General features: G+C 51.6%; 22 protein-coding genes and 5 tRNA genes. 3 read left to right on the top strand and 24 right to left on the bottom strand.

Features of this window, described 5'->3' with window-relative positions; all coding sequences use genetic code 11:
- The first annotated feature begins 124 nt into the window (after positions 1–124).
- Positions 125–874, top strand: coding sequence for a DUF481 domain-containing protein (locus tag EIZ48_RS25160; RefSeq protein ID WP_160657784.1), 750 nt, complete (start codon positions 125–127; stop codon positions 872–874).
- Between the two features lie 95 nt (positions 875–969).
- Here EIZ48_RS25160 and rplI read toward each other — a convergent pair whose 3' ends face one another.
- The 7 genes from rplI to nsrR form a co-directional block, all read right to left on the bottom strand.
- A complete protein-coding gene (rplI, locus tag EIZ48_RS25155; RefSeq protein ID WP_075767869.1) occupies positions 970–1,422 on the bottom strand; it encodes a 50S ribosomal protein L9 in 453 nt (150 codons plus the stop codon).
- Between the two features lie 37 nt (positions 1,423–1,459).
- The gene (gene rpsR, locus EIZ48_RS25150) at positions 1,460–1,687 is read right to left on the bottom strand and encodes a 30S ribosomal protein S18 (protein WP_002539422.1); all 228 of its coding nucleotides are present in this window, start codon (positions 1,685–1,687) and stop codon (positions 1,460–1,462) included.
- A gap of 16 nt (positions 1,688–1,703) precedes the next feature.
- Positions 1,704–2,006, bottom strand: a complete 303-nt coding sequence (gene priB, locus EIZ48_RS25145) for a primosomal replication protein N (protein ID WP_160657782.1) — start codon at positions 2,004–2,006, stop codon at positions 1,704–1,706.
- A gap of 7 nt (positions 2,007–2,013) precedes the next feature.
- Positions 2,014–2,412: a 30S ribosomal protein S6 gene (rpsF, locus tag EIZ48_RS25140; protein ID WP_075767867.1), complete on the bottom strand. Its 399-nt coding sequence runs from the start codon at positions 2,410–2,412 to the stop codon at positions 2,014–2,016.
- 225 nt (positions 2,413–2,637) lie between these two features.
- Entirely contained in the window at positions 2,638–3,378 is a 741-nt protein-coding gene (gene rlmB / locus EIZ48_RS25135) for a 23S rRNA (guanosine(2251)-2'-O)-methyltransferase RlmB (protein WP_160657779.1), read from the bottom strand.
- A gap of 3 nt (positions 3,379–3,381) precedes the next feature.
- On the bottom strand, positions 3,382–5,916 hold the full coding sequence (rnr, locus tag EIZ48_RS25130) for a ribonuclease R (RefSeq protein ID WP_160657777.1): 2,535 nt from the start codon (positions 5,914–5,916) through the stop codon (positions 3,382–3,384).
- Between the two features lie 123 nt (positions 5,917–6,039).
- Positions 6,040–6,471 carry a nitric oxide-sensing transcriptional repressor NsrR gene (gene nsrR / locus EIZ48_RS25125; RefSeq protein ID WP_160657774.1) on the bottom strand — a complete coding sequence of 144 codons (432 nt, stop codon included), beginning with the start codon at positions 6,469–6,471 and terminating at the stop codon, positions 6,040–6,042.
- Between the two features lie 114 nt (positions 6,472–6,585).
- Here nsrR and hmpA point away from each other — a divergent pair, with 114 nt between their 5' ends.
- Positions 6,586–7,770 carry an NO-inducible flavohemoprotein gene (gene hmpA, locus EIZ48_RS25120; protein ID WP_160657771.1) on the top strand — a complete coding sequence of 395 codons (1,185 nt, stop codon included), beginning with the start codon at positions 6,586–6,588 and terminating at the stop codon, positions 7,768–7,770.
- 79 nt (positions 7,771–7,849) lie between these two features.
- Here hmpA and motX read toward each other — a convergent pair whose 3' ends face one another.
- The 12 genes from motX to EIZ48_RS25060 form a co-directional block, all read right to left on the bottom strand.
- Positions 7,850–8,476, bottom strand: coding sequence for a flagellar protein MotX (gene motX / locus EIZ48_RS25115; protein WP_075767863.1), 627 nt, complete (start codon positions 8,474–8,476; stop codon positions 7,850–7,852).
- Between the two features lie 251 nt (positions 8,477–8,727).
- Positions 8,728–10,044, bottom strand: coding sequence for an adenylosuccinate synthase (locus tag EIZ48_RS25110; protein WP_075767862.1), 1,317 nt, complete (start codon positions 10,042–10,044; stop codon positions 8,728–8,730).
- Positions 10,045–10,166: 122 nt separating this feature from the next.
- Positions 10,167–10,361: a DUF2065 domain-containing protein gene (locus tag EIZ48_RS25105; RefSeq protein WP_075767861.1), complete on the bottom strand. Its 195-nt coding sequence runs from the start codon at positions 10,359–10,361 to the stop codon at positions 10,167–10,169.
- Positions 10,362–10,472: 111 nt separating this feature from the next.
- Positions 10,473–11,468, bottom strand: coding sequence for a protease modulator HflC (gene hflC / locus EIZ48_RS25100; protein ID WP_160657769.1), 996 nt, complete (start codon positions 11,466–11,468; stop codon positions 10,473–10,475).
- Between the two features lie 2 nt (positions 11,469–11,470).
- Entirely contained in the window at positions 11,471–12,631 is a 1,161-nt protein-coding gene (gene hflK / locus EIZ48_RS25095; RefSeq protein ID WP_160657766.1) for an FtsH protease activity modulator HflK, read from the bottom strand.
- Between the two features lie 57 nt (positions 12,632–12,688).
- Positions 12,689–13,978: a ribosome rescue GTPase HflX gene (hflX, locus tag EIZ48_RS25090; RefSeq protein ID WP_160657763.1), complete on the bottom strand. Its 1,290-nt coding sequence runs from the start codon at positions 13,976–13,978 to the stop codon at positions 12,689–12,691.
- Positions 13,979–14,006: 28 nt separating this feature from the next.
- A complete protein-coding gene (gene hfq / locus EIZ48_RS25085) occupies positions 14,007–14,276 on the bottom strand; it encodes an RNA chaperone Hfq (RefSeq protein ID WP_160657761.1) in 270 nt (89 codons plus the stop codon).
- 85 nt (positions 14,277–14,361) lie between these two features.
- Entirely contained in the window at positions 14,362–15,297 is a 936-nt protein-coding gene (gene miaA, locus EIZ48_RS25080; protein ID WP_160657758.1) for a tRNA (adenosine(37)-N6)-dimethylallyltransferase MiaA, read from the bottom strand.
- Positions 15,294–17,378: a DNA mismatch repair endonuclease MutL gene (gene mutL, locus EIZ48_RS25075; RefSeq protein WP_160657755.1), complete on the bottom strand. Its 2,085-nt coding sequence runs from the start codon at positions 17,376–17,378 to the stop codon at positions 15,294–15,296. The genes miaA and mutL overlap by 4 nt, the downstream gene beginning before the upstream one ends.
- Positions 17,379–17,397: 19 nt before the next feature.
- Complete coding sequence (locus EIZ48_RS25070) at positions 17,398–19,113, bottom strand: LysM peptidoglycan-binding domain-containing protein (protein WP_439126596.1); 1,716 nt, start codon at positions 19,111–19,113, stop codon at positions 17,398–17,400.
- A 5-nt stretch (positions 19,114–19,118) separates the two neighbouring features.
- Positions 19,119–19,583 (bottom strand): tRNA (adenosine(37)-N6)-threonylcarbamoyltransferase complex ATPase subunit type 1 TsaE, encoded by a 465-nt coding sequence (gene tsaE / locus EIZ48_RS25065; protein ID WP_160657753.1) that lies wholly within the window; start codon positions 19,581–19,583, stop codon positions 19,119–19,121.
- Between the two features lie 8 nt (positions 19,584–19,591).
- Entirely contained in the window at positions 19,592–21,079 is a 1,488-nt protein-coding gene (locus tag EIZ48_RS25060; RefSeq protein WP_160657750.1) for an NAD(P)H-hydrate dehydratase, read from the bottom strand.
- A gap of 230 nt (positions 21,080–21,309) precedes the next feature.
- Here EIZ48_RS25060 and queG point away from each other — a divergent pair, with 230 nt between their 5' ends.
- Entirely contained in the window at positions 21,310–22,443 is a 1,134-nt protein-coding gene (gene queG / locus EIZ48_RS25055) for a tRNA epoxyqueuosine(34) reductase QueG (protein WP_160657838.1), read from the top strand.
- Between the two features lie 802 nt (positions 22,444–23,245).
- Here the strand turns inward: queG and EIZ48_RS25050 are convergent.
- From EIZ48_RS25050 to EIZ48_RS25030, 5 genes are all read right to left on the bottom strand, one after another.
- A tRNA-Gly gene (locus EIZ48_RS25050) sits at positions 23,246–23,321 on the bottom strand.
- An 18-nt stretch (positions 23,322–23,339) separates the two neighbouring features.
- Positions 23,340–23,416, bottom strand: a tRNA-Met gene (locus EIZ48_RS25045).
- A 106-nt stretch (positions 23,417–23,522) separates the two neighbouring features.
- Positions 23,523–23,598: transfer RNA gene (locus EIZ48_RS25040), tRNA-Gly, on the bottom strand.
- An 18-nt stretch (positions 23,599–23,616) separates the two neighbouring features.
- Positions 23,617–23,693, bottom strand: a tRNA-Met gene (locus EIZ48_RS25035).
- Between the two features lie 43 nt (positions 23,694–23,736).
- Positions 23,737–23,812 (bottom strand) — tRNA-Gly (locus tag EIZ48_RS25030).
- Positions 23,813–23,881 lie beyond the last annotated feature (69 nt).

The raw sequence follows: 23,881 nt of genomic DNA, 5'->3' as shown, positions 1-23,881 counted from the left end.
TGCCGCTTATTTCAGCTCGATATCGAGAATTGCCATGATTCTTGACCAAAAGCTGACATAGTTCAGGTAAACTTTGTAGCCCGGTTCCATTTTTCGCTTATTCATGTCCCTAAGGAGGACACTCTTGGCAAGATATTTACTGGCCTTATTACTGCTTGCCAATACCCCCGCCTATGCCGACGATGACAAGCCAACCCAGATCCCGCCCCCCTGGTCCAGCGAGCTAGAACTCGGCTACCAGTCTCTCGGGGGGAACTCTGACTCGGAATCGCTCAACACCCGGGTCGAACTGACCTATGTGAAAAACCAGTATCGCCAGACGGCCGAAGCCAAGTACCTGCTGGCGGAAAAAGACGGCGAGGAAGACAAACGCAAGGGCCAGATTGAGCTACAGAGTGACGTGAAGATTAACGAGCGTACCTATGTGCTGGGAAACGCCAACTATGTTGACGACAGGTACGGTCCGTACTTTACCGACTTTACCCTGGCTACCGGTCTCGGTTATCAATTGCTGCGGCTGGAAACCTTCCAGATGGAAGTCGAAGCCGGTCCGGGCTATCGCCACCAGGAACCGAATATTGATGAAATTGACGATGATGACATCATCGTACCGGAAACAGTCGATGAGCTGATCCTGCGGGGAAGTGCCAAGTTTACCTGGAAGCCTTCGAAGACCGTCGAGCTCAATGCCCGCTTTACCGGTGTAGCCGGTAACAGTAACAGTACCCTGGAAACTGAGATTGACCTGACCAGCTCAATCACCGACCACATCGCAATCAAGTTCAGCAATACCCAGAAGGTCAACAGCTGGGTACCGGACGGGCTGGAAAAGCGAGACTCGACGATGACAATCAACCTGCTGTTCAAGATCTAACAATGCCATCCTGCCGGTAACACTGCATTTTGTCAGATTCCAGATACAAAAAAACCAGCCCGGAGGCTGGTTTTTTCTAGCAACACTAAAAGCTATTACTCTGCAGCAACAACGTTTAGGTTGATAGTTGCGAATACATCAGAGTGCAGCTGGATGCTGATCTCGAATTCGCCAGTAGTACGTAGTGCGCCTTCAGGTAGACGAACTTCGCTCTTCACTACTTCAACGCCAGCTGCAGTTACAGCATCAGCGATGTCACGAGTACCGATAGAACCGAATAGTTTACCTTCGTCACCCGCTTTAGAAGCGATTTCTACAGCTTCTAGAGCGTTTAGTTTTTCAGCACGCGCTTCAGCAGCAGATAGTTGCTCAGCAACTTTTGCTTCTAGCTCAGCACGACGAGCTTCAAACATTTCAACGTTAGCTTTAGTTGCCATAACAGCTTTACCCTGTGGGATAAGGAAGTTACGAGCAAAACCCGCTTTAACGTTAACCTGATCGCCAAGGCCACCTAGGTTACCGATTTTATCAAGTAGAATAACTTGCATTATCTTGTCCTCTTAAACTTAATTAAACCGCTACCGATTACTGATGCTTGTCAGTGTATGGTAGAAGTGCTAGGTAACGAGAACGCTTGATAGCGCGAGCTAGCTGACGCTGGTATTTAGCGCGAGTACCAGTGATACGGCTTGGTACGATTTTACCAGCTTCAGTGATGTAGTTTTTTAGAGTTGCTACGTCTTTGTAGTCAATCTCTTGTACGCCTTCTGCAGTGAAACGGCAGAATTTACGACGACGGAAGAAACGTGCCATGGGCTTATCTCCTGAACTAAATTTTTTCAATGTGATCGGCATGTAACACTAATTTACCAATGCCATTTCGGCCGGTTTGATAAGAGACAAAGCCCCCTACCTTAATGTGACTGCCGACAGCTAAATCTTGAGTGAGTGTTTGCTGACCTTGCCCGCTGACGACCACGTTAATGTAACAGTACACTTGACGGGGTAAATCAGCTTCCCGCTGGTAGGAACGATGCTCAAGCACAAAGTGACAATGAGGAATTCCCGCCAGGGACTTGCTTCGTTTGGGGTCTTTGGCGATAACGCCAGATAACTCCAGACGATTGGTCATTTACAAATTACTCAGCTGCTGCTTCGCCTTCAGACTGTGCTGGAGCTGGCTGCTCTGCACGCTCTTCACGACGTGGGGCACGCTCTTCTTTAGCCTTCATCATTGGAGATGGCTCAGTGATAGCGCCTTTAGTACGCATGATCATGTTACGGATCACTGCATCGTTGAAACGGAAAGTTGATTCCAGCTCGTCAATAACAGACTGCTCAGCTTCAACGTTCATTAGAACGTAGTGTGCTTTGTGCAGTTTGTTGATTGGGTAAGCCATCTGACGACGACCCCAATCTTCTAGACGGTGGATCTGACCGCCAGAATCTTTGATAGCAGCAGTGTAACGCTCGATCATGCCAGCAACCTGCTCGCTCTGATCAGGGTGCACCATGAATACGATTTCGTAATGACGCATTGGTTGCTCCTTACGGATTAATCAGCTTCTCTATTTGGCTCGGTCATCCAGGAGAAGCAAGGAACTAAAAAAAGAACCGAGAATTTGGAGGCAGAATAGTACAGAGAATGGACAATCTAAGCAAGCTAATTTTATGGTTTGGCGGGAATAAAAAAGCAGGAACACAGCCATTGCTCCGTTCCTGCTCTCCCTAGAACCTAGATTCTGCTTTCCCAGTATCGGCTTTTAAGCGTCCTGCCGCTGGCGAACCGCTTCAAACAGGCAGATACCAGTGGCTACCGAGACATTCAGGCTCGACACCGAGCCCGCCATCGGAATTTTGATCAGGTCGTCACAAGTCTCGCGGGTCAGACGGCGCATACCCTCACCCTCGGCCCCCATGACAATCGCCAGCGGGCCGGTCAGCTTGCTATGATAGATATCGTGCGTCGCCTCTCCTGCCGTGCCAACCACCCAGACTCCTTTCTCCTGCAATGTGCGCAGCGAGCGAGCCAGGTTGGTTACGCGGACCAATGGCATCACTTCAGCGGCCCCACAGGCCACCTTGCTGGCCGTTGCATTCAGTTGTGCCGAGCGGTCTTTAGGGACAACCACAGCCACGGCACCGGCCGCATCTGCATTGCGAAGACAGGCGCCCAGGTTGTGCGGGTCCGTCACACCGTCCAATACCAACAACAATGGGTTCTCTTTGCCAGCCAGCAGATCGTCGAGATCATTCTCGTTGTACTGCTTGCCCGGCTTGACGCGCGCAATAATACCCTGGTGGGAGGCGCCTTTCACTTTATCATCCATCGCCTTGCGGCCAGCCTGCTGCATGGTAATACCCAGCATCTGCAGCTCATTCAATACTGGCATCAGACGATCGTCCTGGCGCCCTTTCAGCACAAACACTTCGATAAAGCGTGACGGATCGGAAGCCAATACGGCTTTCACGGCATGAATGCCGAAAATTACTTGATTACTCATTACTTAGTTCTTCTTCGCTGCGCGTTCTTTTTTTCCAGCTCGTTGCTTTCGTTTCTTGGTCGACTTCTTCTTGGCTTTCTTCTTATCGTCAGCCTTGCCTTTAGGGGCTTTGTCGTCCTCAAGACGCGGGATTGCCCCCGCTTTCAGTTTCTGGCGAACCGAGCTACGCTCTTTTTTCGACTTGCTGCGGTGCTCCTGCTGCGCCTCGCCGTCTTCAACCCGGTAGACTTTCATGCTCTGGCGCTGCAGCCCTTCGGCCTTGCGCATCCGCTGTTGTTTCTCGCGGTTCTTCGCCGTTTTACCGGCACCGCGCTGCTTGCGGGTACTGCCGACAATGTCGAAGTCAATCTGGCGGTCATTGAGGTTAATCGAGGCAACCTTCACTTTCACCGTATCACCCAGGCGGTAGACCTGGCCGGAGCTGTCGCCAATCAGGCGCTGGCCGATGGCATCATACTGGTAGTAGTCATTGGCCAGGTTGGAGATGTGCACCAAGCCGTCAATGTTCAGCTCATTGAGGCGAACAAAGAAACCGAAGCCCGTCACGTTCGCTATCACACCGTCAAACTCGTCGCCGACATGATCCTGCATGTATTCACACTTCAGCCAGTCAGCCACATCGCGGGTTGCGTCATCGGCCCGGCGCTCGGTCATCGAGCACTGCTCGCCCAGCACGTCCATATCATCAAACGAATAATGGTACCCGCCCGTCGGTGTCCAGCGATCGGTATTCTTGCCTTCCTGCTTCGCAATCAGGTATTTGATTGCACGGTGCAAGGTAAGGTCCGGATAACGGCGGATTGGCGAGGTAAAGTGCGCGTACTGCTTCAGGGCCAGACCAAAGTGACCGATGTTATCGGCCTGATATACCGCCTGCTTCATCGAGCGCAGCAGCATGGTCTGGATAAGCTCCTTGTCCGGACGATTCTGGATCAGCGAAGCCAGCTCGGCATAGTCACGTGGCGACGGTTCCAGCCCACCAGATAAGTTCAGGCTCAGCTCACCGAGGAAATCACGGAACCCCATCAGGCGCTCCTCACCCGGCGCATCATGGACCCGGTACAGAGCCGGCTCTTTGGCTTTCTCGACCAAACGGGCCGAGGCGATGTTGGCCAGGATCATACACTCTTCGATGATCTTGTGCGCATCATTACGCTCTGCCGGTACAATACGGTCAATCTTGCGATCCGCATTGAAAATGAACTTGGTTTCCACCGTTTCAAATTCAATCGCACCGCGCGATTCACGCTCGGTCTTCAGCACTTTGTACATGCTGTACAGCTCTTCAAGGTGCGGAACCAACGGTGCATAGCGCTCACGCAGCTCCTCGTCCCCCTCCAGCATATGACTCACCTTGGTATAGGTCAGACGGGCGTGGGAGTTCATCACCGCTTCGTAATGCTTGTACCCTGACAGCTTGCCACTGGCCGAAATAGTCATTTCGCAGACCATACACAGACGGTCAACCTGCGGGTTCAACGAACACAGGCCGTTCGACAGCACTTCCGGCAACATCGGGATCACCTGGGACGGAAAATACACCGAGTTGCCGCGCTTGACCGCCTCGTTGTCCAGTGCCGAGCCCTGACGAACATAGTGGCTGACATCGGCAATTGCGACCCACAGACGCCAGCCGCCAGACTTCTTGCGCTCACAGTAAACGGCATCATCAAAGTCGCGGGCATCTTCGCCATCAATCGTCACCAACGGCAGATCACGCAGATCAACCCGGCCTTTTTTGGCCTCTTCAGGTACTTCTTCCGATAGCCCCTGGATCTGTTTTTCAACTTCACCCGGCCACTCATTAGGAATATCGTGGGTACGCAGGGCGATCTCAATCTCCATCCCCGGCGCCATGTTCTCACCCAGCACTTCCACGACCTTACCGACAGCGTTGTACTGACGGGTTGCCCGCTGGTTGATCTCGACCACCACGACATTCCCCATGCGGGCACCCATCCGGTGCTCATTCGGGATCACAATATCCTGGGAGATCCGGGAGTCATCCGGCACCACATAGCCCATACCGTCTTCGATAAAGAAACGACCGACGATCTGACCGGAGTACTCCTGAAGTACACGAACTACACGGCCTTCACGGCGACCGCGCTTATCAGTGCCAGCCACCTGGGCAAGAATGTAGTCACCGTGGATCACTCCGCGCATCTGGTGATGCGGCAGCAGCAGATCTTCTTCTTTGGCATTGGTGCCTTCAGGGCGCAAAAAGCCGAAGCCGTCGCGATGACCAATGACATGGCCTTTGATCAGATCAAGGCGCTCTGGCAGGGCATAACACTGACGACGGGTAAAAATAAGCTGGCCGTCACGCTCCATCGCCCGTAAACGGCGACGCAGCCCTTCATACTGATCATCCCCTTCCAGCTTTAACTCAGCAAACAGCTGGTCACGGCTAACAGGAGCAGTAAAGCCGCGGATCACTTCAAGGAGCATCTCACGGCTTGGGATTGGGTTTTCATAATTTGATGCTTCGCGATCGCGAAAAGGGTCGACCGGTAAATCGGTAGTACCTTTGGACATAAGCAGATCCATATTGGCGAAGATATAACCATAGTATATCCGGGCCATAGGTGAACAGACGGGAGCAAAGTTCAATTTCTTTGCTCCACTGAAAAATTTAGAAGTTATTGATTGGCTGTACGATTATGCGACAGGGCGATCCAACAATACACGCAGTGGCGGGTTATCCGAAATCAGGCTTGCCAGCGTATGTCTGTCAAGCTCGGCCAAAAATGCCAGCCTCGCGGAATCGAGGATCCCTTTCAGGCGACATGCCGGTGTAATGTGGCAAAAGTCTTCACTACAATTGACGATCTGCAACGGTTCAATCGCACGCACCACATCGCCGAGAACTATCTTGTCCGCAGGCATACCCAGGCGAATACCGCCATTCTTGCCCCGAACGGTTTCGACATAGCCCAGTTGGCCCAATCTATTAATGATTTTGACCATATGGTTGCGTGACACGCTATATATTTCGGTCACTTTAGAGATACTGGCCAGCTCACCTTCCGGTAACGTTGCCAAGTATATCAGGGCCCGCAGGCCATAATCGGTAAAACTTGTTAACTGCACAATAACTCCTCCTGCCGCCATTTTAGTCTGGTTATTGACTAAAAGATACAGATCAGATACAACTTATAAGATGCATTATAAATATAACTTTAATGTGAGAAAGTAAAATAAGTCATGATAAGTCAAAAAACCATCGATACAGTTAAAGCAACTGCTCCGTTGCTTGCCCAAACCGGTCCGTCGCTCACGGCCCATTTCTACCAGCGAATGTTCAGCCATAACCCTGAGCTGAAAGATATTTTCAATATGAGTAATCAGCGAAACGGCGATCAGCGCGAAGCCCTGTTCAACGCTATCTGCGGTTACGCCAACAACATCGACAATCTGGCGGCTTTGTTGCCGGCCGTCGAGAAAATTGCCCACAAGCACACCAGCTTTATGATCACTGCCGAGCAATACGCGATTGTCGGCGGCCACTTGCTGGCGACCATCGACGAGCTACTCTCGCCGGGCCAGGAGGTTCTCGATGCCTGGGGCGAAGCTTACGGCGTGCTGGCAGATGTCTTCATCAAACGCGAAGAAGAAATCTATCAGGAGAACGAAAGCAAAAGCGGAGGCTGGCGCGGTACCCGTCAGTTTGAAGTTGTCGACAAGCGCCAAGAAAGCGATGTGATCACCAGCTTCACCTTCAAGCCGGTCGATGGCGGCCCTGTAGCTCCCTTCAAGCCGGGACAATATCTGGGGATTTACCTCAAGCCTGACGAGTTCGAGTTCCAGGAGATCCGCCAGTACAGCCTGTCGAGCGCACCATCCCAAGACAGCTACCGTATCTCCGTCAAGCGTGAAGACGGCGGCAAGGTTTCTGGCTACCTGCACGATACCCTTGTCGTTGGCGACAAAGTTGCACTTACCGCTCCCGCCGGAGACTTCTTCCTGGAGGTTGAACCGACAACGCCTGTCGCCCTGATTTCAGCCGGTGTCGGCCTGACGCCGACGCTGTCAATGCTAGAAACCCTCACCGGTCATCAGGCCGAGGTGCACTGGCTGCACGCGGCCGAAAACGGCGCCCAGCACGCCTTCAAAGAACAGGTGCGTACCATCGCCGACCAGCACGAGCATATTTCCATCAACACCTGGTATCGCGAGCCACTTGCATCTGACCTGCCAGCAGAAGACTACCAGCATCAGGGCCTGATGGATCTGGGTAGCCTTAAAGACAAACTGACAACACCGGGGATGCATTACTATTTCTGCGGACCGGTCGGCTTTATGCAGCATATCGGCAAGCAGTTGATCAACATGGGGATCAGTGAAGATCGTATTCACTACGAATGCTTCGGCCCTCATAAAGTGCTGTAAGGTACGCAAGAGCAAGCGCGGATACGAAAAGAGAGGCCCAAGGGCCTCTCTTTCATATGTTCATCATAATAACGCAGCTCTACCAGAAGGTATCGCGACGCTTCGCCCGCGCAATCACATTGCCTGGCATGCGGTTTTCCAGGCTACGGCGTAAACTTGTGATCTTACTGTGGGTCTTACGGCTAGCCGTCACCGTGTTATAGAGCCAGCGATAGGCATCCTCGAAATCCAGCGGGCTGCCGTAGTTACTGAGCAACAATTCGGCTAACTGAATACGGGCATCGACATTGCCCATGGATGCCGCTTCACGCAAGTAAGGAATCGCTCGCTCCCGATCTTGCTGAACCAGCGTTCCCGTCGCGTAGTAGCGACCCAACTGCTCCAGTGCTGCCGGTGATCCCTGGTGAGCTGCAGACTGCATGTAATAGATGCCCGTCTCGACATCACGATCAACGCAAACACCCCATGCCAGCATGTCACCATATAAGAACTGGTAAGCCGGAGATTCAACCCGGACCGCACGTGCTTCAATATCCTGAAGCAACTGACAATCATCGGCTTTTACCTGCTGAAGATGGCTGTTGGCGTCAAACATACGGATCAGATCTGACTCGGTATACACGGGAACTGCCTCACCTACATCTTCTAATGCATAGGCGGGTGTCGCTGTCAGCAATGTGGAAAGAAGCAGGGCTTGCAGTTTCATTTACTAGTCTCTGTTGAACCGTAGATACCTTATCGGCAAAAGTCAGTCAGACTTTAACCTCTTTATCAGAAAAACGGCAATTTTTTGCCGCTTGAATTCTTTACACAGTAGGAAAATTGACGCAACCGGTAGCGGCGAATATTGGGAGCAAGATCCACAGTCGGCGAGTATCATCGTTCCCCCAACCCGCAGGTATAAAAAAACCAACCCTCAGGGTTGGTTTTTATCCATCCGATCATCAGAAGCGATGATTATTCACCGTATGGGTGAACCTTGATGATAGTTTCGTTACGGTCAGGACCAGTCGAGATAATGTCGATTGGCACACCCGTTAGCTCTTCGATACGCGCGATATAATCAAGAGCCGCCTGTGGAAGCGCATCCAGTGACTTAGCACCAAATGTGTTTTCAGACCAACCAGGCATAGTTTCGTAGATCAGCTCTAGATCTTCGTAAGCGTCAGCCGCCATTGGAGATACTTCCAGAAGCTCGCCATCTTTAGTCTTGTAACCAGTACAGATCTTGATTTCTTTCAGGCCATCCAATACGTCTAGCTTGGTTAGGCAGAAACCTGAGATTGAGTTGATCTGAATAGCACGACGCATAGCCACCGCATCAAACCAACCAGTACGACGTAGACGACCTGTCGTTGCACCAAACTCGTTACCAACTTCACCTAGATGCTTACCAACTGGGTCTTGCTTATCCTGACCGTCGTATAGCTCAGTCGGGAATGGACCTGCACCAACACGTGTGCAGTATGCTTTCGCGATACCCAGGATGTAACCCAGGTGACGAGGACCAAAGCCAGAACCTGCAGCAACACCACCAGCAGTTGTGTTAGAAGAGGTTACATACGGGTAAGTACCGTGGTCGATGTCCAGCAGCGTACCTTGAGCACCTTCGAACATGATCTTGTCGCCACGCAGACGCGCATCGTCAAGCTCTTTAGTCACATCGATAACCATCGCAGTCAGTACGTCAGCCTGACCCATGATAGTTTCAAGTACTTCTTCGTAGCTTACTGGCTCGGCATTGTAGTAATGCTCAAGCTGGAAGTTGTGGTAAGCCATAACTTCTTTAAGCTTCTCGGCAAAGGCTTCTTTGTCGAACAGATCGCCAACACGCAGACCGCGACGAGCAACTTTATCTTCGTAAGCTGGACCGATACCACGACCCGTCGTACCAATCGCTTTTTTACCGCGAGCGATTTCACGAGCTTGGTCAAGTGCGATGTGGTAAGGAAGGATTAGCGGACAAGCTTCTGACAGGAACAGACGTTCACGAACAGGAATACCACGCTCTTCTAGCGGGCCCATTTCTTTCATCAGTGCATCTGGAGAAAGTACAACACCGTTACCGATGATGCATTTAACGTTGTCACGCAGGATACCTGATGGGATCAGGTGAAGGACAGTTTTTTCACCGTCAATGACAAGAGTGTGACCTGCATTGTGGCCACCTTGGTAGCGGACTACATACTTTGCATCTTCGGTCAAAAGATCAACGATCTTACCCTTACCTTCGTCACCCCATTGGGTGCCAAGAACGACTACATTATTTGCCATCTTTCTTCGTCTATCAGTAGTTAAAAAGGGATTCTAGCACCTTAAAGAGCGCCTTGCAGTCATTTTTTAACCGTAGCGGCTATTTCTGCAAGAACACTGTCACGGTTGCATGCTAGGGCGATTTACATACTAGTGTACATCATGTAGGCAATCACACTGCCGGCGACAACCAGACAGCCGCCGATCCGACGCAGGGTGTTGTCATTTTGCTGGCTCAGCTGACTAACCATCTCTCGCCACCCTCTTGGAGCCAGTAACGGTCCAAGCCCTTCAAAAACCAACACTAACCCCAAAGCCAACCAAATTGCTTTACTCATATTCACTACCTTAACGTTGCATACTGCTCCAACGGGGAGCCGCTGATTATGATATAACGGCAAAAAAAAAGACAAGGCCGAGGCCTTGTCTTTCTGCTTATCTGTATCGGCTTAGTTAGTGCCGCTTGATTCTTTCATGTACTTGAAGAAGTCGGTACTTGGATCAACCACCAAGATATCGTTCTTCGAGTTGAAGCTGTTCTCATACGCTTTCAAAGAACGCAGGAAGTTATAGAACTCCGGATCCTTGTTAAACGCTGAAGAGTAAATCTCAGCCGTTTTCGCATCAGCCGTACCGCGCACTACACGTGCCTGACGGTCAGCATCAGCCAGGATTTTCGCCACTTCCAGCTCAGACTGGGCGCGGATAACTTCTGCTTTCTCACGGCCTTGAGAGCGGTGCTTACGCGCGACAGACTCACGCTCGGCCCGCATACGACGGTAAATAGACTCACTGATTTCATCAGGCAGGTTGATTTTCTTCATACGGAAGTCAACCACTTCAACACCCAAGTCTTTCATTGCGCTTATCTTGATGTCAGCCAGTACATTAGCCATGATTTGATCACGCTGGCCTTCCACCTCTTTGCGAGGAGCCACTTCCGCGACGATGTCCGTTGCTGGAGCATCATCTTCGGCTGTCGGTGCATTCTCATCGCTCAGCTTGCCGCGATCCGGACCAGAAACGATTTGCTTGATCTCGCGCGAACCAATTTCAGAACGCAGGCTATCAACCACTTTACGTTTCAGTAGCGCTTCTGCCGTTGAAGCATCACCGCCACCGGTCGTCAGGTAGTACTGACCGAAATCTTCGATACGCCATTTGACATAGGTATCGATGATCACGTCTTTTTTCTCTGACGTGACGAAACGGTCGGCCTGGTCATCCATAGTCTGGATACGGGCATCAAGCATACGGACACGGTCGAATACCGGCACCTTGAAGTGCAGACCCGGTTCGTAAATACGTGCAATTTCAGTATTGTTGTCTTTCAGGATCCGGCCAAACCGAACCACAATACCGCGCTCGCCTTCCTGTACGATGAACATCGACATCAGCAGCGCAGCAATAAAGATGACAATCACTGGGATCATTAACTTACGCATAATTAATATCTCCCTTGACGGCCAGTATCGCCACGCGGAGCCGTGGATACAGGGGCTGTTGTTTCAACTTTCTCAAGCTCAATACCGTAGGAGCCGCTTGATGTGCTGCTCTTAGGCTTGCTGCCCTGCTCAGACGGGTTAATCAGTTTGTCTAGCGGCAGGTACAACAAGTTGCCGCTGGAGTTAGAATCAACCATGACCTTGCTGGTATTGCCGTATACGCGTTCCATCGTTTCCAGATACAGACGGTTACGGGTTACTTCCTGGGCAGCCTGGTACTCTGGAAGTAGCTTCTCAAACTGTGCCACTTCACCGAGCGCACCGTTGATGGCCTTCTCAGAATAACCTTCGGCTTCTTTCTTCAGACGCTCCGCACGACCGGTTGCTTTCGGCAAGATATCATTGCTGTAAGCCTCGGCTTCACGCACGAAACGCTCTTCATCTTCTCGCGCGGCGATAGCGTCATCAAACGCATCTTTTACCGCTTCCGGCGGACGCGCTGACTGGAAGTTCACATCGACAACGAAGATACCCATATCATAGGTCTGGATAATCTTGTCGATCGCTTCCTGGGTGTTGGCACGAATAGTCTGACGGCCCGTCGTCAATGCCTCATCCATCGCCGAGTCACCAATTACCGCACGCAGTGCTGAATCGGTAGCCTGACGCAGACTGTCATCGGCGTTGGTCACGCTAAACAGGTACTTGTTGGCATCTGACACACGGTACTGAACATCCATTTCAACTTTCAGTACGTTTTCGTCTTTGGTCAGCATAAGGCCGGAGCTACGCAGAGAACGGATAGCCTGAACGTTGACCGGTGTCACTTCGTCAATAAACGTCGGCTTCCAGTTCAGACCCGGATCAACCATCTCGTAAAACTTACCAAAACGCAGTACTACGCCTCGTTCCGCTTCACCAATGGTATAGAAACCCGAGAATCCCCATACTGCAGTCGCAAGTACTGCAATCGCCCCTAGACCGGCAGCACTGCCACCAGCCGAAGGCCCTTTCTTATTCCCCAAAATGCCACCGAACTTACGACTTAGTTTTGAAAAAACTTCATCGAGATCCGGTGGACCTTGATCACGCCCGCCGCGATTATTATTCCCCCAAGGGTCTTTATCACGGCCGCCGTTGTTACCAGGCTCATTCCACGCCATTATAGAACTCCATCAATATGATATGACGACAGTTTTTCTTATTACTCTAGCAGTCCATTAAGCAACGATAAAGTCATCTAACGAAGTACTTTCTCTTTTTTGTAACCGAGACCACTCAGCCAACGGTAATCGAATATCAATCGTCAGGCTGCCATCAGACTCATATTCTTCGTGCAAAATACACCCAAGCTGGTAAAACTTACTGCGGTAGCGGCCAATCAAATGTGGCGGCAGACACAGCGTATGTTTCACCATAGCGCCAGACAAACGTTCAGTCAGCGCCTCGAACAACAGGTCTATGCCCTGTCCTTCAATCGCCGAAACCCAAACCCGACGGGGGATCCCGTCTTCGTCTCGCTCAATACGCGGCTCAGCACCTTCCAGATTGTCGATCTTGTTCATCACAATCAGGACAGGGACCTCTCCGGCATCGATTTCATCGAGCACATTGTTCACCGCATCAATGTTTTCGCGAAAACGCTCGTCACTGGCATCCACCACATGCAACAGCAAACTTGCATCCTGGGTTTCTTTCAATGTTGCCTTAAACGCAGCCACCAGGTCATGGGGCAAGTGGCGAATAAATCCAACCGTATCGGCCAGAATCGATGTGCCGACATCGGCAACGTCAATCTTGCGCAAGGTTGGATCCAAGGTCGCAAACAGCTGGTCGGCCGCATAAACCCCGGCATCTGTAACTCGGTTAAACAACGTCGATTTTCCCGCGTTGGTATAACCCACCAGCGAGATGGTCGGTATTTCAGCCCGATTTCTGGCTCTGCGTCCCTGATCGCGCTGCTTCGATACCTTTTCCAATCTACGTAAAATAGTTTTGATACGGTCTCGTAGTAAACGGCGATCCGTTTCCAGCTGGGTTTCACCCGGACCACGCAAACCGATACCACCCTTCTGTCGTTCAAGGTGGGTCCAACCGCGGATCAATCGAGTGGAGATATGACGTAACTGAGCAAGCTCAACCTGCAGTTTACCCTCATGGGTACGTGCACGCTGGGCAAAAATATCCAGGATCAGGCCAGTACGGTCTAATACTCTGCATTTACAAATCTGCTCCAGATTACGCTCTTGCGCTGGAGAGAGGGAGTGGTTGAATATCACGATCTCGGCTTCTTCAGCCCGAACCGCTTCGGCAATTTCCTGTGCTTTACCTTCTCCCACGTAATACTTAGGGTGGGGAGTTTTACGACTACCTGTAACTACACGTAGCGTATTAACTCCCGCAGAGGAGACCAGCATTTCGCATTCGCTTAAGTCTTCCCATTCCCCTTCTTGCGTGAAGTTGATATGAACAAGAATAGCCTGCTCACCGGCTTCATAACGGTCAAACAAGCAATCAACTCCTTATCGAAGAATACTCTTATTCTTCAGTTTTTTCTTGAGAACGCTCAGCAGAAGCCGGACGGTCGCCTGCATGATGGTGGTTCACTGGACGAGCCGGAACCACTGTAGAGATCGCATGCTTGTACACCATCTGGTTAACAGTGTTTTTAAGAAGGATCACGAACTGATCGAATGATTCAATCTGGCCCTGAAGTTTGATGCCGTTCACCAGGTAGATAGAGACCGGTATTCTTTCACGACGCAGCGCATTCAAAAACGGGTCTTGCAAAGATTGCCCCTTAGCCATTATTTCTTTTCCTTATTTGTTTGTAGTTGTATTTAGCAACGAACAAAATTAAAAATACGCAAAACAGTGAGAGTATACACGCTAATCAAACATCACATCTAACTGAGTTTGTGACTGTTTGTAACGCTTTATCCACATCACTGCTATCCAACCACGTCAAATCTTTCCAGCTACGAAGCCAGGTAATTTGACGCTTCGCCAATTGACGGGTGGCGCAGATTCCGCGAAAAACCGCTTCGTCCAAATCACACTTCCCGTCCAAGTATTCCCACATCTGTCGGTAACCCACGCAACGTATCGATGGAAGATCTGGATGCAGATCACCTCGCTCATACAAAGCACGAACTTCCTGTTCAAAACCTGCTTCAATCATTTTGTCAAAACGTTGCTCAATCCTCTGATGTAGGACAGCCCTATCCTTGGGTGTTATTGCAAATTGGTGAACCTTGTATGGTAAAGATTCACCTTGGGTTTTCGTCAGCTCTGTTAAAGTTTTACCCGAAATACGGAAAACTTCCAATGCCCGAGAGAGCCGCTGCGGGTCATTAGGGTGGATCCTGGCTCCCGATACCGGATCTATCCGCACTAGCTCCTCGTGCAATGCCTGCCAGCCTTTCTCTTCGGCCTCTCGCTCAATCTCAGCCCGGATCTCCGGATCCGCCGCCGGCAATGGCGACAAGCCTTCCAATAATGCCTTGTAGTACAACATAGTACCACCAACCAACAGAGGAATTCTCCCTGCTGCAACTATATCAGCCATTTCTTTCAGTGCATCAGCGCGAAAGTCTGCAGCTGAATAACTTTGCGCTGGATCACGAATATCGATAAGACGGTGAGGCGCAAGAGAAAGTTCCCGCGCATCTGGCTTGGCTGTACCGATATCCATTTCTTTATAGATAAGGGCTGAATCAACACTTATCAACTCCACCGGCAACTGTTGGCGCAATCGAATGGCCAAATCTGTTTTTCCCGATGCGGTCGGGCCCATTAAAAAAATGGCCTGAGGTAGTGGCTTGCTCATAAATCAAATGCTTCTATTGCCGCGCCGACGTCAACCGGACGCAGCAAGTTTGGATAATAGTGTTCAAGTGAATCTCCCCATAGCTGTTCCAAATCCGTCACCAGCTGTATAGCCTGCGACAAACTGAAGCCTTCGGTCGGAATCACGAGCTGCGATGCTAACCAGTCCAGCAGCTTATCCCACCCCTGCGCTTCAGGGTCATCGGCTACCAAAGCCAGATACCCCAACAGGGCCGGGATCAGCTGTTGCAGGTTTTGCTGCCTAAGCGGCATACAAACTGACATGATGATCAGCCCGTTTTTACCCTTGGCTTTAAGATGAATGCCCAGTTGCTTGAGCAATTGAGCATGCTGTTCTGAACATTCTATCATGCCTGGCTCGACCGGTACGGAATGTGGGATCAACAATGGCTGCGGTTTCAGCCCTTCCGTTTGGGCCAGCTGCAGCTGACCCTTGCAACGCAGGCGCTGTGCGTTGTCCAGCGAGAGAACAAATACCCCGTTATCTCGACTCAGCAGCAAGTACCGCTGCTGCGTCAAACACAGAGCTTTGCCCAAACCAATCCCATTCTGCGCATCAATGGCCGTTTGGCGAACTGGCGTTGTCGGAGAGCGGGTCTCCGGCCCACGAGGCGTTGGTTCTGGCCGGGGCACGGCTGGTTCCCGCGCAGAAGAAGCTGTCGGTACCGGTATAGGTGCCTGAGAAAGAGGCTCAAAATCCGCCTGCTTCGGTGTTTGCATCAATTGTTGGTAAGCACTAACCTCGCGTTTTGACGGTGCATCGTGGCCGAACTGGCGCTGCTGCCCCTGGCCTCTCGGCATCCCCGAGGCACCAGTTGTCCCCGAGGCCCTTGAGGCACCCGCCTCACGGTAGCTGCCACCATGCTCATGATGATTTGAGGTTGGCAACCACTCACTAGCATGAGCCTTATTGGGATAATCAGGCGTACGCGCCACCGCTGACATGACTGCCGACGGTTCGGCAATCCCATCATCTGGCGGGACGACAGCCTGGCTGGCTTCAGCACTGCCCCGCCGAGGCGGCTGATACAGAGCCTCGCTGCTCTCTTCCAGGCTGTGTTCCAGACCTTGCTGCAGGGCGCTCTGCAGCCCCTGGCAGATAAAGTCATGAACCAGCCTCGCCTGATGGAAACGCACTTCATGTTTCGCCGGATGGACATTGACATCCACCTGGTGCGGATCAACCTCGATAAACAGCACATAGGCCGCATACTGATCAGCTGCAAGGCTGGTTTCGTACGCCTGACGGATGGCATGATTGATGAGTTTGTCCTTCATCATCCGGCCATTGACGTAGCAATACTGAATATCGTTCTGGGCTCTGGCTCCCTGTGGGCTACAGATCCAGCCCGACAGTTTCAAGTCACCATGTTCCAGCTCGACAGCCAGTGCATGGTTAAGAAAAGTAGAGCCACACACCGCTGCCAGACGGCGCTCTTTTTGTACCTGGGTTTGGGAGGCTCGATATTGGCGGATCATTTTGCCGTTATGGCGCAGATTGATCGTGACATCCAGCCGGCTGAGTGCGATGCGCTTGAGCAATTCATCAATGTGGCTAAATTCGGTTTTCTCGGTCCGCAGAAACTTGCGCCGGGCCGGGGTGTTGAAGAACAGGTCCAGCACCTCCAGCGTGGTACCCACCGGGTGGGCCGCCGGTTTCAGCTGTACATCCATGTCCCGCCCTTCGGCATAGGCTGACCATGCCTCTTCCTGAACCGCCGTCTTGGAGGTCAGGGTCAGACGGGAAACCGAGCTGATACTGGCCAGCGCCTCGCCACGAAAGCCCAGGCTCATAATGGCCTCGAGATCGTCTAACGAGGTAATTTTCGACGTAGCGTGGCGGCTTAAAGCCAGGCTGAGTTCCTCTTTCGGGATCCCCTTGCCATTATCGCGGATACGGATAGTCCGGCTGCCACCCTTATCAATATCGATATCAATACGGGTAGCACCGGCATCCAAACTGTTTTCTACCAGCTCTTTGACCACCGAGGCAGGACGTTCGACAACTTCGCCTGCAGCAATTTGGTTTGCCAGCCGGGCGGGCAAGATCTGAATAGGCATAATTCACTTCTAGGTATGGTTAACTACTCGGGATGGTTAGCTGTTGGCCTACCGCTAATGTATCTGAGCTTAGCTTATTTGCCTGGCGGAGACTATTCACACTGATCCCATAACGGGAAGCAATCTTGCCCAGAAACTCGCCACGCTTCACCGTATGCTTAATCGCCTTGCGGTTACTGGTATCAATTTTTAGCTTCTGGCCAATCGCCAGCTCATCGGAGCGTAACTTATTCAGGCTGCGGATACTGGCGACCGTCACGCCATAATTGGCTGCAATCTTGCCAAGAAACTCGCCACGCTTCACCGTATGGGTCGTGACTGTGACCGTGCGTTGTACAGGCTTCGACGAGGCCGATGACGCCGTTCTGCTCGCCGCCGCAACGGTGCTCCCCGGGATCACCAGTACCTGACCGACTTTCAGGGTATTACTGCTGAGTTTATTGACCTTCTTCAGTGCCGCGACCGACGTGCCGTACTTGCTGGCAATCACACTCAGGGATTGGCCAGAGGTAACCTTATGTTTCACCCCGCCTTTTCTCGCCGCAAACAAAGTACCTTCCGGCGGTTTGGCATTAAAGTAAGCCAGCACCCCTTTGTAGACGGCATTTGCCAGCTTGGTCTGATGCGAGCGTGAATTGAGCAACCGCTCTTCCTTCGGGTTGGTAATGAATCCGGTTTCGACCAGCAACGACGGAATATCCGGCGATTTCAGCACCGCCAGACTAGCGTGCTCCGGCTTGCTTTTATGCAGGGTAGTCACCCGGCTCAGCTCTTTCAGTACCCGCGTCGCCACATCATACCCCTCTTTTTGGGAATGGCTGAACTGCAAGTCCAGGACGGCCATGCTCAGGTACTGATCATCGTTCCCCCCGGACAACACGTCACCGCCGCCAAGCAATTCTGACTGCTTCTCATGCTGTTCGATCCAACGACCAATTTCACTATTGGCACGGCGGGTATTGAGTACCCATACCGACGCCCCGCGAGGCTGTGGTTTGTGGAATCCATCGGCATGGATAGATACCAGCAGGTGGGCCTTATTGCGGCGGGCAATGTCCGAGCGCTTGTTGAGGTTAACAAAATAGTCGGCCTGACGGGTCAGTACCGCTTTCATCCCCGGGGTGGCATTGATTTTGGCCGCCACTTTTTTCGAGATATCCAAAGTGACATTTTTCTCGTACTTACGTGTCGGACCGATAGAGCCAGGGTCTTCCCCGCCATGACCGGCATCAATGGCGACGATGATGTCATCATTGCCATAGGGCAACAGGGCTTTCTGGTTTTCCGTCACCGTTTTTTTCGGTGCCGCAGGTTTGGCCTTCACCGCCTTTTTCTTGTGCGGCAGGTCCAGCACCAGACGGTGGCTATAATGGCCATCTGGCGTTGGTGCCAACTTGAAAATAGTTGGGTTCACGCCAGTCTTGGTTTCAAACACCAAACGGTAGGTGCCTTTCTCCGGTGCGCTGCTATTGCGAATTTTCTTCAACACCGCACTGTTTTTGACCGTTACCGGCAACTTGGTTTTTAAGGTGGTATTTTTAAGATCGACAACCAGGCGCTCTGGCTTGGTCAGAGTGAAGTAGGAAAACGTCACCTCATCTTGCAGATCCAGCACCACGCGGGTTTCATCTGGCGCGGGCCAGACGCGAATGCTCTTCAGCTCGTTGGCCATCGCCACCGAGCCGAACATCCCTACCCCCAAAAATAATAAGTACAAAAAAGCCCGTAAAGACATCCTGATCAACACAACTCCAAACGCTTGATCAACTCTAGACCATATTCATTTCTTGCGGTAACAACCACTTTTCGCTGCTCTCCGGCATAGCGCATTTCGATTTCCAGATCCGGTTCAGGCAACAAGCCCTCGCCCTTATCTGGCCACTCCACCAAACAAATGGCGTCACTGCTGAAATAATCACGGATCCCCATAAACTCCAGCTCTTCAGGATCCGCCAGGCGATACAAGTCGAAATGGTACACCTGCCAGGGTGGCAGTTCGTACGGTTCCACCAAGGTATAAGTCGGGCTCTTCACATTGCCCTGATGGCCAAGGGCTCGAATAAAGCCCCGGCTAAATGTGGTCTTGCCTGCACCCAAGTCGCCATACAAATAAATGGTTGTCTGGCGCTTACATGCCTTTGCCAATTTAAGGCCTAAATCTACGGTTGCCTGTTCATCGGCAAGCAGTGTTTCAAATGTTTGCATTGTTATCTTTATCTTGGGTTTACTAATTGTCGAATATAAGGAAACAGATCACTGGCCAATACACCACGTTCCCCCTCCCGGGCACAAAGATCAGCGGCGGTGCTGTGGATCCAGACGCCAGTCCGGGCGGCTTCCGATAATGAAAGCCCCTGCCCTGCCAACGCCCCGATAATGCCAGAAAGCACATCACCCATGCCACCAGTCGCCATTCCAGGGTTACCGGCAGTACATACCCAGCACTGCCGACCGTCATTGATCAGAGTACCGGCTCCTTTCAGAACAACGACGCCGCCAAACTTTTGCTGCAGCGACTGCGCGGCAGCAAACCGGTCTGCCTCTACAGCGGCGACCGTGGTATTTAGCAACCGGGCCGCTTCTCCCGGATGCGGCGTCATTATACGATTATTTTTATAGTCTGGTGAGAGGGCCAATAAGTTCAATCCATCGGCATCGACGACCATCGTTTTCTCGGTAGCGTCAAAGTGGAACAACAGTGCCTTGCTCCAGTCACTCTGCCCCAGGCCTGGCCCTATCACAATAACATCGGCCCACTCCAGCCTCTGCCTGATTTCATGGGCTTTATCTTGCCACCCCTGCACCATTATCTCAGGTCTGGCGGTAACAATTGACAGCACATTGTCAGGCTGGGTGATCACCGCAGTCAGCCCGGCTCCGCTTCTTGCACAAGCTTCGGCAGCCAGCCGAATGGCACCGGCCATCCCCACATCACCACCGGCACATAATACCCGACCATGATCGCCCTTGTGTGCAGTGCGATCGCGGCGGGGTAAACACTGCTTCACCGCATCCTGACAGATCCGGTAAGCCGACGGCTGCACCTGCTGACAAAAAGCATCATCGACATCCAAGCCGGCAAAAAGTACCTCTCCGCAGTACTGAGCCGCCTGCCCGGTACACAATCCTTGCTTCAGGCCGATGAAGGTCACTGTCGATTGTGCCTGAATAACCGTGCCAAGGATATTGCCCGTATCAGCACATAGCCCAGATGGTACGTCGACTGCGACAACCGGCCGTCCAGCCTGATTAATTAGGCTAATCAGCCCGGCACTGTCTTCCCGGACGCTCCCTTTCAGTCCGGTTCCCAGCAAGGCATCAACGATCACCTCGGCGGAATCCGGAACCCTGGGCTGCGGCGGCGTTATTGTCCCACCACAGGCAAGCCAGGCATCCCGGGCTCGGGCGGCATCCCCCGACAAGCGTTCGGGCTGTCCCAACTGCCACAGCGTTACCGCCAGCCCCGATTCCCGGGCCAGCCGGGCCACAACATAACCATCCCCGCCGTTATTACCACCACCACAACATACCAGCAGTGAAGCAGCCTCCGGGTACTGTTGGCGAAAATGCGAAAATACCGCCTGCCCGGCTCTTTCCATTAACTGGTACATCTCAAGCTGCATTGCCCTGGCCGCCAACTGCTCGCCGTGGCGAACCTGTTCGGCGCGGTATAAGTGTGTCGGTAGTTGCGAAGTCACCATGGTATTGCCTTACCTCTGAGCCGCTAACGTTCTTCACGGTTGCCAAAATCAGCATAGGTAGGGCAACCAAACCACATAATGAATAAATAGTGCCCAAAACTACCGCCCGGTACAATGTCAAAAAAGTATTTCTGCTCCCATTCTTGCTGAGTTTTCTATTATCAGTGAAAGCAATGGTGATTGTGTTACACTTCGGCCCCCAAGAATTCAGCCACACTGTGAATCAGAGCATGAACATCGACTACAGCGAACTGACCCAGAAAATCAAACAATGGGGCAAGGAACTCGGCTTCCAGCAAGTGGGGATCAGCGATATAGATCTTCACCAGCACGAGGCTCAGCTTCAGCGCTGGATTGATGCCGGCTATCACGGTGACATGGACTGGATGGCCCGCCACGGTATGATGCGAGCCCGTCCCGCCGAACTGCACCCCGGTACAGTTCGGGTTATCAGTGTGCGGATGAACTACCTGCCTCCTGAGGCCGGGTTTGCCCAGAGCCTCAAACAGCCCGACACCGCCTACATCAGCCGCTATTCGCTGGGACGTGATTACCACAAGCTGATTCGTAATCGTCTGAAGCGCCTTGGCCAGCTTATCGAACAAGAGGTGGGCAAGTTCGGCTACCGTCCTTTTGTCGACTCGGCCCCCATTCTTGAACGCCCTCTGGCAGAAAAAGCCGGCCTGGGCTGGACAGGGAAGCACTCACTAATCCTTAGCCCGGAAGCTGGCTCTTGGTTTTTTCTTGGCGAATTGTTCATTGATCTCCCTCTCCCAGTCGATACACCCATCGACAACCAATGCGGCAAGTGTGTTGCCTGTATGACCAGCTGCCCCACCGGAGCCATTGTTGAGGAAGGCGTCGTTGATGCCAGGCGCTGCATCTCCTACCTCACCATTGAGTTTGACGGTATTATCCCTGAAGAGCTGCGAGAGCTCATTGGCAACCGGATTTACGGCTGTGACGATTGTCAGCTGGTCTGCCCGTTTAACCGTTTTTCGGATCTTACCGAAGAAGTTGACTATCATTGTCGTGATAGCCTGTATCAACAGCCACTGCATGTGCTGTACCAATGGACAGAAAAACAGTTTTTGAAAAATACGGAAGGTTCGGCAATCCGGCGTATCGGTCATATCCAATGGTTGCGTAACTTAACGATTGCTATGGGTAACGCACCATATAGCGTAGATATCTTTGAGGCTTTGGAACAGCGCCTTGGAGAAAACGAATTGCTTGATATTCATATTCACTGGGCAATGGAAATACAAACGAAGAGGCGTCAGGAACATGCCATTGAGATATTGCCGGGCAAAACCAAAAGGCTGATCAGGATTGTCGAAAAAGGCCTGCCGCGAGATGCGTAACCCCGGGGACCTTTAAGCGTCTGCACATTTATGGACACACAAACTGGGAGCGAAATCAGGCTTCTGCATGAATGTGGAAAACAATTTCATCCCCACGATTTTATCCCTAGTCGTAAAATATTAAACACAGGCCTGAATGCAGGGAATCAAAGCAGTTATCCCAAGACAAAACATATTGATCAGGCTGTATATAAATATTGAATAAAGATATTAAAATACAGCAATATCAACACCTTACCTTGTTGATAATTTTTCTGGGATAACTTTTTTCCGAGGTGGATTTATTGGGAGAAAGGAGTTATTCACACGGAGTCGGCACACGTAATCAACTGACTTACCCACAGTTTGACTCATGTGGATAAGTCTGTGTACTAACTAATGATTTGTTCCAAAGATCAAGACAGCAGCCCAGAATATATCAGCATTCAGGCAATTATTGATTCTGGATAAAGAGAGCAGATACGATTCACAAGTCCTCATCAGCAGCGTATAAGCCAACTACTGGTATCAGCTAAATCAAAGAGCATGTGTCGTCATTTGGCACCAATACCTCACGGCATTGGCTTACAGAGCATCGTATTTACCTAAGATACAAAATCAGTCACTAAAGACTGTCTCGGTAAAATTCTGATGATGTCGTCGAAGCTGACTGCTTCTTATGGTTCCTTGTAGCCGAAGCTACGGAACTTGGAGCAACACACAAGGCTATCGGTGATCGAGTAACCCAGGAATGCTGCATTTGGACTAATACTTCACAGTAGTAGTTTTGCCGTTTCACTATCAGATATAGCGATAGTGAAATTGGAGCGACACACGAGGTTCGAACTCGTGACCTCAACCTTGGCAAGGTTGCGCTCTACCAGCTGAGCTAGTGTCGCATTTTCTCATAAGAGAATTGGTTGCGGGGGCCGGATTTGAACCGACGACCTTCGGGTTATGAGCCCGACGAGCTACCAAGCTGCTCCACCCCGCGTCCGTATTTTTCACCGTTYAAAGTACYGTGAGRACTTATCAAATTGGAGCGTCGCGGCCGGCTAGGTRCACGAGGTTCCTCGTGAGTGCCATGACTCTCTTAAATTTGGAGCGACACACGAGGTTCGAACTCGTGACCTCAACCTTGGCAAGGTTGCGCTCTACCAGCTGAGCTAGTGTCGCATTTTCTCATAAGAGAATTGGTTGCGGGGGCCGGATTTGAACCRACGACCTTCGGGTTATGAGCCCGACGAGCTACCAAGCTGCTCCACCCCGCGTCCGTATTTTCACCGTTYAAAGTACCGTGAGAACTTATYWAATTGGAGCGACACACGAGGTTCGAACTCGTGACCTCAACCTTGGCAAGGTTGCGCTCTACCAGCTGAGCTAGTGTCGCATWTTCTCATARGAGAATTGGTTGCGGGGGCCGGATTTGAACCGACGACCTTCGGGTTATGAGCCCGAC

The sequence above is a fragment of the Photobacterium alginatilyticum genome (assembly GCF_009910675.1).
Classification (GTDB): Bacteria; Pseudomonadota; Gammaproteobacteria; order Enterobacterales; family Vibrionaceae; genus Photobacterium; species Photobacterium alginatilyticum.
The sequence above is the reverse complement of the archived record's forward strand: the minus strand, read 5'-3'. Positions and strand labels throughout refer to the sequence as shown.